The sequence below is a fragment of the Amnibacterium sp. genome (assembly GCF_025463795.1).
In the GTDB taxonomy this organism is placed as follows: domain Bacteria; phylum Actinomycetota; class Actinomycetes; order Actinomycetales; family Microbacteriaceae; genus Amnibacterium.
Genome location: NZ_JAODBE010000067.1, coordinates 1 through 10,564, shown reverse-complemented (window position 1 = coordinate 10,564; position 10,564 = coordinate 1). Strand labels below are relative to the sequence as shown.

The window sequence follows — 10,564 nt, the reverse complement described above, 5'->3', positions numbered from 1 at the left end:
GCTCGCCGCCGAGGCGGTGCTCGCGGACCTGCCCCCGGTGCAGGCGTCCGTGGACGCCTCGGTCACCGATGCCCGGGTGCGGCTCGCGGAGCTCACCCGTCGCCGCGACGAGACGTCCGGCGCACTCGCCGACGCCCGCCGCGACCTCGCCGACGCCCGGGAGCGCGCCGCGCGACTCGAGGGGCAGGGCCGTGATCTCGAGATGCGGCTCTACGAGCAGCAGCTCTCGCTCGGGGCACTGCTCGAGAGTGCGCGCACCGAGCTCGGCCTGGACGAGACCGCGCTGCTCGAGGAGGAGGATCCGCAGCTCGACCGCGAGGCGGAGGAGCGGCGGCTGCGGGCCGCGGAGCGCCGATTCGCGCAGCTCGGGCGCGTGAACCCGCTCGCCCTCGAGGAGTTCGCGGCCCTCGAGCAGCGGCACGCGTTCCTCGTCGATCAGCTGGCCGACCTGAGCCGCACCCGCGCCGACCTGCTCACGATCGTCGACGAGCTCGACGCCAAGATGCGCACGATCTTCGAGGCCGCCTACGCGGACACCGAGGCGGCATTCGCCCGCATCTTCCCGGTGCTGTTCCCCCGCGGATCCGGCCGGCTCACGCTCGTCCCCGGCACCGACGACGGCATCCCCGGCGTCGAGGTCGCGGTGCGCCCCGCCGGCAAGAAGATCGAGCGTCTGTCACTGCTGTCGGGCGGCGAGCGGTCGCTCGCCGCCGTTGCGTTCCTGCTCGCGATCTTCACCGCGCGGCCGAGCCCGTTCTACATCCTCGACGAGGTCGAGGCCGCGCTCGACGACGCGAACCTGGGCCGCCTGCTCGAGGTGATCTCGTCGTTGCGCGACACGTCGCAGCTGATCCTCATCACCCATCAGAAACGCACGATGGAGATCGCGGATGCGCTCTACGGCGTCTCGATGCGGCAGGACGGGGTGTCGCAGGTCATCGGTCAGCGGCTCGGCGCCCGCGTCTGACGGCGGGTCAGCGGCCGGGGTGGGCCTGGACCGCCGAGTTCCCGGTCACCGCCGCCGCCGTCTGCGCACTGAACGCGATCCTGGCGGGGATCAGTAGCGCGGCGCAGACGGTGACGGCGGCGAGCAGTCGGACGGGCTGGACCATGGAAGTCTCTCGATCTCCAATTCCGTAGGTAGCGGCTGTGGAAGAACGTTATCCCGAGGAAGAAGTCCCGCGGTATCCCGTATTCGGGTTGCATTTCGAGAATTGCGACGATGTCATTCCGATCGCGAGAATGCGCTCGCGCGATCGACCTGATCCCTCGTGAGGGCGACGCCCGTGTACCGCTCGAACTGCCGGGCCGCCTGGAGCGCGTGCACCTCGGCGCCCGTCAGCACGGGCACGCCCGCCGCACGGGCGGCGACGACGAGCGGGGTCTCGACCGGCAGGGCGACGACGTCGAAGACCCTGGTGGCGGCCCGGATCGCCGCCTCGGGGAACGCGAGCTCCGCGGCATCCGGACCGGCCATGCCGAGCGGCGTGACGTTGACGAGCAGGTCGAAGCCGGCCTCCGGCGCAGGCAGGAAGGCCGCCCCGAACCGGTCGGCGAATGCGCTTCCCGTCACGGCATTCCGCGCAGTGAGCGTGACATCCGGGAATCCCGCGGAGCGGAATGCGGCGAGGACGGCGGCCGCCATGCTGCCGCTGCCGCGGATCAGCACCCGCGAGTTCCGGGGGACCGCATTCCGCGTGAGCAGCTCCTCGACCGCCTCCACGTCGGTGTTCGCCGCGGTGAGGCTGCCGCCGTCGTTGACGATCGTGTTCGCAGCGTCGATCGCCGCCGCCGAGTCCTCGATGACGTCCACGAACGGCAGGACGGCCGATTTGAACGGCATCGAGACGGAGCAGCCGCGGATCCCGAGCGCCCGCACCCCGCGGATCGCGCCCTCGACGTCGTCCGTGGTGAACGCCTTGTAGACGAAGTCGAGGCCGAGCTCCTCGTACAGAGCGTTGTGGAAGCGGGTGCCGAGGTTGCTCGGCCTGCCGGCGAGCGAGATGCAGAGGGTCGTGTCCTTGCTGAGGATCGACATGCCCCGATCCTCGCGTGCTCAGACCGCCGGTGCCCCCGCCGGGGGCTGGAAGCTCGTGGCGACGGCCGCGATGTCCTCCCCGCCGTGCCCTGCGTCGCTCGCCTTCTCGAACGCGGCGACGAGCGCGTCGACGACCGTGCTCGGCACGCCCGCATCGGCGCTCGCGGCACGGATGAGCCGCAGGTCCTTCAGCAGGCCGTCGAGCCCGAACTGCGGATCGAACCGCTCCTCGAGGATCGCCTTCCCCTTCGTCTGCAGGTACGGGCTGTCGGCGGCGCCGCCCGAGACGGTCTCGAGGAACTTCGCCGGGTCGAGGCCGAACGCTCGGGCCTGCTGCACGCCCTGGGCGGTCCCGACGGTGAGCATGGCGACCCAGGAGTTGGCCACGAGCTTCATCGCGCTCGCCGGGCCCGGCTCGTCGCCGAGCCAGACGGTCTTGGCGCCGACGGCGTCGAACACCGGCTGCACGACGTCACGGGTGCGGTCCGGGCCGGCCGCGAGCACGGTGAGCGCGCCGTCCTCGGCCGGCTGCTTCGTGCCGACCACCGGTGCGTCGACCATCGTGAGTCCGTGCTGCTCCGCGAACCGCGCGAGCCGCGCGATGCCCTCGCGGCCGACGGTCGCGGACTGGACCCAGACCGCGCCCTCCTGCATCGCGCCGGCCGCCTGCTCCATCACGTCGGCCACGGCGTCCTCGTCGAACAGCATCGTCACGACCACGTCCGCGTCACGAACGGCCGCCGTCAGGTTCTCGGCGACGGTCGCGCCGTCGTCGGCCAGGGGTCGGGCCGTCTCGACGTGGCGGTTCCAGACCGTGAGCGGCAGGCCCGCTCGCAGCATCGAGTGGGCCATCCCGACGCCCATCGTGCCCGTGCCGAGCAGCGTGATCCGCGGTGCGTCCGCCATGGGTGCGCTCCCTTCCACCGGTGAACGGACCGACGGTACGTCCGCGTGGCTGGGCGGATTCCGAGCCCCGGTAGCCTTGAGGCATGGCGGGGTTCGGGGCACGGCTGCGGAACCTCTTCGGCACCGTCCGCACGATCGACGAGGACACGTGGGACGACCTCGAGGCCGCGCTGATCGGCGCGGACTTCGGGCCCGACATCACCGAGGCGATGATCACGGACCTCCGCGAGAAGGTCGACCGCTACCGCACGACGGATCCGAAGGATCTCCAGCGGATGCTGCGGGAGGACGTCGAGGAGCGGCTCGCCGGGTTCGACCCCACGCTGAAGCTCTCCGAGCGGCCGGCGGTCGTGCTCGTGGTCGGCGTGAACGGGGTCGGCAAGACGACGACGATCGGCAAGTTCGCGAAGTTCCTCGCCAACTACCAGCGGTCGGTGCTCGTCGGTGCCGCCGACACCTTCCGCGCTGCGGCCGTCGAGCAGGTCGCGACCTGGGCGGAGCGGGCGGGGGCCCAGGTGGTGCGGCCGCAGCACCCGGGGCAGGATCCGGCGTCGGTCGCGTACCAGACGGTGGAGCAGGCGAAGCGGGACGGCAGCGAGATCGTGCTCATCGACACCGCTGGACGGCTGCACACCAAGGGCGGCCTGATGGACGAGCTCGGCAAGATCCGGCGGGTCGTCGAGAAGCTCGCGCCGATCAGCGAGGTGCTGCTCGTGCTCGACGCGACCACCGGGCAGAACGGGGTGCTGCAGGCGCAGGCGTTCATCGAGCACGCCGGCGTCACGGGTCTCGTCATCACGAAGCTGGACGGCTCGGCGAAGGGCGGCTTCGTGCTGCGGGTGCAGGACGAGACCGGCATCCCGATCAAGCTGATCGGGCAGGGCGAGCGCATCGGCGACCTGACCGGCTTCACCCCGCACGTCTTCGCGCAGGGCCTCGTCGGCTGACCCACCCTCGAGAGTCGCCACTTCGTGCGGTCGTGAAGCCCCCAGAACCGCACGAAGTGGCAACCCTCAGGACAGCTGGGCGCGGTACTGCGCCGCGAGCTCGCGGTAGGTGGCCGCGTTGGCGCGGATGCCGTCGAGCTCGTCGTCGCTGATCGCCCGGCGGACCTTCGCGGGCACGCCCGCCACCAGGGATCGCGGCGGGATCTCGGTGCCCTCGAGCACGACCGCCCCGCCGGCGACCAGCGATCCGGTGCCGATCACCGCCCCGTTCAGCACGGTGGCGTTCATGCCGATGAGGCACTCGTCCTCGATGGTGCAGCCGTGCACGACCGCCCCGTGGCCGATGCTCACGTTCGCGCCGATCGTCGCCGGGGATCCGGGGTCGCAGTGCACGACCGCGGTGTCCTGCAGGTTGCTGCCCGCGCCGAGCACGATCGCGTCGCGGTCCCCGCGCAGCACCGCCCCGAACATCACGACGGCGTCGTCCTCGATCCGGACCCGGCCGATCAGCGACGCCGTCGGGGCGACGAAGGCGGATGCGGCGACCTCGGGGCGCGCCCCGGCGAACTCGTACTCGGGCATGGCAGCACCGTAGGCGCCGATCGGGATGGCGCGGAATCGACCACGAGTGGCACGACCTCCGCTGCCGCGGGGGCGTGCGGGCGCGGGAGGATGCCGCCCATGCGCTTCGCCGATGCCGCCCTGCCCGACACCCCCGCCACCGCCGCCGCCCTCGAGGTGGCCACGCGGTTCTGCTCGCCGGCGCTGCTCGAGCACAGCATCCGCTCCTGGTACTGGTCGCTGGGCTTCGCGGAGGCGACGGGCGTGCGTCCGGCCGACATCGAGCTGCTCGCCGTAGCGGCCCTGCTCCACGACACCGGCCTGATGCCCGCCTTCGACAACGTCGCGCTGCCCTTCGAGACCGCGGGCGGCTACGTCGGCTGGACCGTCGCCGCCGGCGCGCGGTGGGCGCCCGCGCGTCGTGACCGGGTGGTCGAGGTGATCCAGCGGCACATGTGGCCGGAGGTCGACCCGGCGCAGGATCCGGAGGGGCACCTGCTCGAGGTCGCAACGGCCCTCGACATCTCGGGCGCCGGCGCCGGGGTGCTGCCCGACGGGTTCGTCGGCGAGGTGCTCGCCGCCCATCCCCGCGGAGCGCTGGGGTCGGAGTTCACCGCCTGCGTCACCGACCAGGCGGCGCGGAAGCCGCAGTCCGAGGCGGCGCGGATCGTCGCGGGCGGTGTGGCGGCGAAGCTCGCCGCGCATCCGCTCGAGCGGGGGTGAGCCGCGAGCCGCGCACGTCGATCAGCCGGTGCCCTCCGCCGATGCCTCTCGGCGTCGTCCGGCGAAGACGAGCTCGTTGAACCAGCGCTGAGCGACCTGCACTCGCTCGACGACGGTGAACCGGCCGGCGAGCGCGGAGGCGAGCTGCTCCTGGCCGCTGTCGATCGGCTTGCCACCCCAGTCCCGGAACCAGCGGTTGAACACCAGCCATCCCGACGAGGTGACGAGCGCGGCGAGCGCGTCCAGGTACTCCTCCTGCTCGATGCCGTTGGCCGCGAGGCCGTCGAAGAACACGTCCTCGAACAGCAGGTCGTACGGTTCGCTGCCGGCGAGCGCAGGCAGCACGTCGCGCACATCGCCGATGCGCACATCCAGGTCGGTGAGCCCCGCGAGGCCCATGTGGGAGAACGCGACGTCCACGACGACCGGATCGAGTTCGACGACGGTCATGAGCGCCGGCCGGGTCAGCTGGTGCAGGATCCGCACCATGGTGCCGCCGCCGAGCCCCAAGACGAGGACGCGCGGTCGCAGCGGCAGCTCCACCGGAGGCTGCAGCGCACGTCCCCAGTACTCGCGGCGCAGCTGCGTCCAGTCGCCACGAGTGAAGACCACCGACTGAGCCGCCTGGCTGACGGAGTCACCGAACACGAGGCGGCGTTCCCGCCCGAGCTGCCAGACCGTGACCGACTGGTTGAGCGCCGACTCGGCCCGGTGCACGAGCTTCCAGCGATGGGTGAGGCGCCGCAGCAGGTAGAGCAGGCGGTTCACGCGGACGGGCCACAGGAACCTGCCGGCCACCCTCCGCGCCCGTCGTATCGACAGCTTCACACGTCTCCCGTCCAGGGCAGGTGGTGTGGAGATTCGCCTAGCCGCAGCGCATTTTCGCCACCCCTGCACCTCCGGCGCAACCCCGGGGCTCAGAGGCGGCCGGGCGGGCCGGGCGACCGAGGCGCGGCCGCGCGCACGCACAGCTAGTGCAGCGCGCCGACCCGATCGAGCAGCTCCTCGTCGATCTCGGCCTCGAGCGCCTCGTGCACGGTCTCCCACACCCGCTCCGACCTGGCGGCCACGACCGGTGCCGTGACGCCCGGATGGCCGAGCAGCCAGGCGAGCGCGAGCGCCGCCGTGCTGAGCGAGCGTTCGCGGGCGAGGCCGCGGAGCGTCAGGAGGGTCTGCAGGGCCGGATCCTCCGGAGTCGTGCGGGGCGATCCGCTCGCCGCGAGCCGCCCGGCCTCCTCCTCCGCCTCGACGTGGGCGTCGGTCAGCCGGCCCCCGGCGAACGGCGCTCGCGCCAGCACGCCGAGGCCCTCGCCGGTGGCGAGCGGCAGGAGGTCCCGTTCCGCCGTGCGGTCGAGCAGGTGCATCCGGATCCGCACGAAGGCGGGGCGGGGGAGCGCGGCCCGGTCGGCGGCGGTGAGCAGGGCCTCGAGCCGCCACACGTCGATGTCGGCGGCGCCCCAGCCGGCGACGCGCCCGTCCTCGACAGCGGCGGCGAGGGCGGTGAGCGTCGCCTCGATCGGGGTCTCGGCATCCGCTCCGGCGAGCCAGACGAGATCCGCCCGACCGAGGCGGCGGGACGTGGCCGCCAGGCCGGCCTCGACGCGCTCGGGCGCGTGATCGGCGCCCCGTTCCGGCCCCGCCGGGCCGCCGACTCCAGCGAGGATCACGGTGTCCTCGGGCTGCCGGTCGTCGAGGAACCGTTCCGCCGCGGTCTCCCCGGCGGATCCGACGTCGGCGACGTCCAGGCTGCGCACGCCGAGGTCCCACCCCGTCCCGAGCGCGGCGACGCCCTGCTTCACCGGCACGGGTTCGCGGGCGGCCCCCGCGACCACGGCCGTGACGGAGCGTCCGCTGGGGCCGAGGGGCGTGAGGTGCACGGGAGGCACCGTAGCCTGCACCGACACGGCTCGGGCGGCCCCTCCTCGAGGTGAGGCGGGGCGGCCGGTCGGGCTCGCCCGCCCGCGGCGCATTGACGCTCGTGGCGACGGGGTGGATGATCCGCCTGTCGAAGTCGCGACGTCGCACGGATCGCTGCGACCGCGGCGGTCACCGATCCGAACGGAGACGACGTCGTGGCTGCGCCCCAGGGGCCCGTGAAGATCGTCACCACTGCAGGCGAGGTCGAGCTGCAGGTGGAACGAACCGCCGTGCTCGTGATCGACATGCAGAACGACTTCGGGGACGCACGAGGGATGTTCGGGCGGGCGGGTGTGGACCTGTCCGGCATCACGGCCGCCGTCGAGCCGACGGCGAAGGTCCTCGACGCGGCGAGGCGCACCGGCCTTCGAATCGTCTATCTGAAGATGGGGTTCCTCCCCGATCTGTCCGATCTGGGCGGTCCGGAGTCGCCGAACCGGATCGTGCACGACCGCCTCGGTGTCGGGACCGAGATGATCGCCCCGGACGGAAGGACGAGCCGGATCCTCGTCCGGGACACCTGGAACACCGACATCCTTCCGGCGCTGTCGCCGATGCCTGACGACGAGGTCATCTACAAGAGCCGATACAGCGGGTTCTACCGCACCGGGCTCGAGGCCTCGCTGCGAGCGCACGACATCCGCACGTTGGTCCTGACCGGGTGCACCACCAGCGTCTGCGTCGAATCGACCATGCGCGACGCCATGTTCCGCGACCTCACGTGCGTCCTGCTGTCGGACTGCACGGCGGAGCCGATCGGCGCGAGGAATCACGATTCGTCGCTCGACGTGCTCGGCACCATGTTCGGGCACGTCTCCGACTCGGCCGCGTTCGTCGCCGCGACGACGGCGCGACCCTCGGAGCTCGTTCCGAGCTGAGGCGCATCCCCGGTACGGACGACGGTCGCCGCCCCGCGGGCGGACGCTGCGCCCGCGGCGTCCGACGTCGGCCTGCGGGAGGGCTCGCGGCTCCGGTCCCGCGGCTCGTTCGGTACCTCGTGGGCCGGTAGACCCGTCGAGCCTCCGGGGGAGCGGTCGGCACGCTCCGCTCAGGCGCGGGATGCTGGGCGGATGAAGCTCCTGGTGCTCGGTGGGACGGCCTGGCTCGGCGGCGCGGTCGCCGCACACGCGATCGGGCGGGGCGCGGACGTCGTCTGCGTCGCCCGCGGCACCTCGGGGTCGGTGCCGGACGGGGCACGACTCGTCGTGGCCGACCGCGACGACCCGTCCGCGCTCGACGGGGTGCGGCACGAGCGCTGGGACGCCGTGGTCGACGTCGCGCGGCAGCCCGGCCACGTGCGGAACGCCGTCGCCGCCCTCGAGCCGGCCGCGGAGCGCTTCGTGCTCGTCTCGACCGCGAACGTCTACGCCGACCAGCGGACCCTCGGCCAGGACGAGGACTCGCCGCTGCTCGCCCCACTCGAATCGGACCTGATGGCGTCCATGGAGGAGTACGGGCGGGCCAAGGTCGCGTGTGAGCACGCGGTGCGTGCCGCCTTCGGCGACGACCGGTCCCTGCTCGCCCGCGCGGGCCTGATCGGCGGTCCGGGCGACGGATCCGGTCGCAGCGGCTACTGGCCGTGGCGCGCCGCGCATCCGTCCGACCCGGACGGCCGCGTGCTGGTGCCGGACGCCCTCGATCGCCTGACCGCCCTCATCGACGTGCGGGATCTGGCCGCGTGGCTCGTCGACGCGGCCGAGCGCGGCACGGCCGGCGTGTTCGACGCGGTCGGGCAGGCCCTGCCGCTGGGGGAGCACCTCGAGACGGCCCGGGCCGTCGCCGGCGGCCGAACGACCGCCGTCCCCGCGGCCGAGCCGTGGCTCGCCGAGCACGGCGTCGAGGAGTGGGCCGGCCCGCGGTCGCTGCCGCTCTGGCTCCGCGATCCCGACTGGTCGGGCATGAACGCCCGCACCGGGGACCGGGCTCGCGCCGCCGGCCTCGTCAACCGTCCGCTCGCCGAGACCCTCACCGATGTGCTCGCCTGGGAGGAGCAGCGCGAGCATCCGCACGGCGCGGGTCTCACCGACGCCGAGGAACGCGAGCTGCTCGCCGCGCTCGGCTGACGCCCCCCGTCGTCCCGCTGCACGAACGACGGGGGAGCCGGCCGTCCGGATCCGTTCCTGCGGATCCGGGGCCGTCCTGCCCGGGAGCTCTTGGGCCCACCGCCCCCTTCCGGGCCGGGGATGATCGAGCGGGAACCGCCGCGTGCCTCCGACGTCGGGGCGCCCGGCGGTAGGATTCCGGCCCTATGGCTACCTTCGGAACGCTCTCCGACCGGCTCACCCAGGCGCTCGCGAACCTGCGCGGCAAGGGTGTTCTCACCGCCTCGGACGTCGACGGCACCGTCCGCGAGATCCGCCGCGCGCTGCTCGATGCCGACGTGAACCTCGACGTCGTCAAGGCCTTCACCGGCACGGTCCGGGAGCGGGCGCTCGGCGCCGCGCAGAACAAGGCGCTGAACCCCGCGCAGCAGGTGGTGCAGATCGTCAACGAGGAGCTCGTGGGCATCCTCGGCGGCGAGCAGCGCCGGCTGCAGTTCGCGAAGCAGCCGCCGACGGTCATCATGCTCGCGGGCCTGCAGGGCGCGGGGAAGACGACCCTGGCGGGCAAGCTCGCGAAGTGGCTGGAGACCGACGGCCACACGCCGCTGCTCGTCGCGGCCGACCTGCAGCGCCCGAACGCCGTGCAGCAGCTGCAGGTGGTCGGCGAGCAGGCCGGCGCCACCGTCTTCGCGCCCGAACCCGGCAACGGCGTCGGCGACCCCGTCAAGGTGGCGAAGGACGCGATGCGCTTCGCGCGCGACAAGCAGTACGACGTGGTCGTCATCGACACGGCCGGTCGCCTCGGCGTCGATGCCGAGTTGATGAAGCAGGCCGCGAACATCCGCAAGGCGACGGATCCGGACGAGGTCCTGTTCGTCATCGACGCGATGATCGGTCAGGACGCGGTGACCACGGCGAAGGCCTTCCAGGAGGGCGTCGACTTCACCGGCGTCGTGCTCACGAAGCTCGACGGCGACGCCCGCGGCGGCGCGGCCCTGTCGGTCCGGTCGATCACGGGCCGCCCCATCATGTTCGCGTCGACGGGCGAGAAGCTCACCGACTTCGACGCCTTCCACCCCGACCGCATGGCCGGGCGCATCCTCGACATGGGCGACATGCTCACCCTGATCGAGCAGGCCGAGAAGGCCTTCGACTCCGAGCAGGCGGCCAAGGACGCCGAGAAGCTCATGGGGGGGTCGTTCACGCTCGACGACTTCCTCAAGCAGATGGAGGCCATCTCCAAGATGGGCTCGATGTCCAAGATCGTGGGCATGCTGCCCGGCATGGGCCAGTTCAAGGAGCAGATCGAGAACTTCGACGACCGCGAGGTCGACAAGATCAAGGCGATCATCCTGTCGATGACCCCCGCCGAGCGCAACAACCCCAAGATGATCGACGGCTCACGCCGCGCCCGCATCTCCAAGGGATCC

At 72.6% G+C, this 10,564-nt stretch carries 12 protein-coding genes; 6 read left to right on the top strand and 6 right to left on the bottom strand.

Annotation, left to right across the window (positions count from 1 at the left end):
* Window positions 1–967: AAA family ATPase (locus JWQ92_RS06485; protein ID WP_297343652.1), on the top strand; the 967-nt coding region annotated here is incomplete at its 5' end.
* A 7-nt stretch (window positions 968–974) separates the two neighbouring features.
* Here the strand turns inward: JWQ92_RS06485 and JWQ92_RS06480 are convergent.
* From JWQ92_RS06480 to JWQ92_RS06470, 3 genes are all read right to left on the bottom strand, one after another.
* Window positions 975–1,112: a hypothetical protein gene (locus JWQ92_RS06480; RefSeq protein WP_297343651.1), complete on the bottom strand. Its 138-nt coding sequence runs from the start codon at window positions 1,110–1,112 to the stop codon at window positions 975–977.
* A 113-nt stretch (window positions 1,113–1,225) separates the two neighbouring features.
* Window positions 1,226–2,038, bottom strand: coding sequence for a shikimate 5-dehydrogenase (locus tag JWQ92_RS06475; protein WP_297343650.1), 813 nt, complete (start codon window positions 2,036–2,038; stop codon window positions 1,226–1,228).
* Between the two features lie 18 nt (window positions 2,039–2,056).
* Entirely contained in the window at window positions 2,057–2,944 is an 888-nt protein-coding gene (locus tag JWQ92_RS06470) for an NAD(P)-dependent oxidoreductase (RefSeq protein WP_297343649.1), read from the bottom strand.
* Window positions 2,945–3,027: 83 nt separating this feature from the next.
* On the opposite strand from JWQ92_RS06470, the gene ftsY reads away from it, so the two are divergent.
* Window positions 3,028–3,891: a signal recognition particle-docking protein FtsY gene (gene ftsY, locus JWQ92_RS06465; RefSeq protein ID WP_297343648.1), complete on the top strand. Its 864-nt coding sequence runs from the start codon at window positions 3,028–3,030 to the stop codon at window positions 3,889–3,891.
* A gap of 66 nt (window positions 3,892–3,957) precedes the next feature.
* Here ftsY and JWQ92_RS06460 read toward each other — a convergent pair whose 3' ends face one another.
* Window positions 3,958–4,473 (bottom strand): gamma carbonic anhydrase family protein, encoded by a 516-nt coding sequence (locus tag JWQ92_RS06460; protein WP_297343647.1) that lies wholly within the window; start codon window positions 4,471–4,473, stop codon window positions 3,958–3,960.
* 99 nt (window positions 4,474–4,572) lie between these two features.
* On the opposite strand from JWQ92_RS06460, the gene JWQ92_RS06455 reads away from it, so the two are divergent.
* Window positions 4,573–5,175 carry an HD domain-containing protein gene (locus tag JWQ92_RS06455; protein WP_297343646.1) on the top strand — a complete coding sequence of 201 codons (603 nt, stop codon included), beginning with the start codon at window positions 4,573–4,575 and terminating at the stop codon, window positions 5,173–5,175.
* Between the two features lie 21 nt (window positions 5,176–5,196).
* Here the strand turns inward: JWQ92_RS06455 and JWQ92_RS06450 are convergent, their stop codons facing one another.
* Window positions 5,197–5,973, bottom strand: a complete 777-nt coding sequence (locus tag JWQ92_RS06450; RefSeq protein WP_297343645.1) for a hypothetical protein — start codon at window positions 5,971–5,973, stop codon at window positions 5,197–5,199.
* A gap of 173 nt (window positions 5,974–6,146) precedes the next feature.
* Complete coding sequence (locus JWQ92_RS06445) at window positions 6,147–7,052, bottom strand: aldo/keto reductase (protein WP_297343644.1); 906 nt, start codon at window positions 7,050–7,052, stop codon at window positions 6,147–6,149.
* A 195-nt stretch (window positions 7,053–7,247) separates the two neighbouring features.
* On the opposite strand from JWQ92_RS06445, the gene JWQ92_RS06440 reads away from it, so the two are divergent.
* From JWQ92_RS06440 to ffh, 3 genes are all read left to right on the top strand, one after another.
* Entirely contained in the window at window positions 7,248–7,970 is a 723-nt protein-coding gene (locus tag JWQ92_RS06440; RefSeq protein ID WP_297343643.1) for a cysteine hydrolase, read from the top strand.
* A gap of 192 nt (window positions 7,971–8,162) precedes the next feature.
* A complete protein-coding gene (locus JWQ92_RS06435; protein ID WP_297343642.1) occupies window positions 8,163–9,155 on the top strand; it encodes an NAD-dependent epimerase/dehydratase family protein in 993 nt (330 codons plus the stop codon).
* 185 nt (window positions 9,156–9,340) lie between these two features.
* Window positions 9,341–10,564, top strand: a 1,224-nt coding sequence (ffh, locus tag JWQ92_RS06430; RefSeq protein WP_297343641.1) for a signal recognition particle protein, incomplete at its 3' end; no start/stop codon positions are given.

What these genes read in the sequence shown, in the direction of transcription:
- JWQ92_RS06480 (WP_297343651.1), bottom strand. Translation starts at nt 1,112, where the DNA reads ATGGTCCAGCCCGTCCGACTGCTCGCCGCCGTCACCGTCTGCGCCGCG.
- JWQ92_RS06475 (WP_297343650.1), bottom strand. Translation starts at nt 2,038, where the DNA reads ATGTCGATCCTCAGCAAGGACACGACCCTCTGCATCTCGCTCGCCGGC.
- JWQ92_RS06470 (WP_297343649.1), bottom strand. Translation starts at nt 2,944, where the DNA reads ATGGCGGACGCACCGCGGATCACGCTGCTCGGCACGGGCACGATGGGC.
- ftsY (WP_297343648.1), top strand. Translation starts at nt 3,028, where the DNA reads ATGGCGGGGTTCGGGGCACGGCTGCGGAACCTCTTCGGCACCGTCCGC.
- JWQ92_RS06460 (WP_297343647.1), bottom strand. Translation starts at nt 4,473, where the DNA reads ATGCCCGAGTACGAGTTCGCCGGGGCGCGCCCCGAGGTCGCCGCATCC.
- JWQ92_RS06455 (WP_297343646.1), top strand. Translation starts at nt 4,573, where the DNA reads ATGCGCTTCGCCGATGCCGCCCTGCCCGACACCCCCGCCACCGCCGCC.
- JWQ92_RS06435 (WP_297343642.1), top strand. Translation starts at nt 8,163, where the DNA reads ATGAAGCTCCTGGTGCTCGGTGGGACGGCCTGGCTCGGCGGCGCGGTC.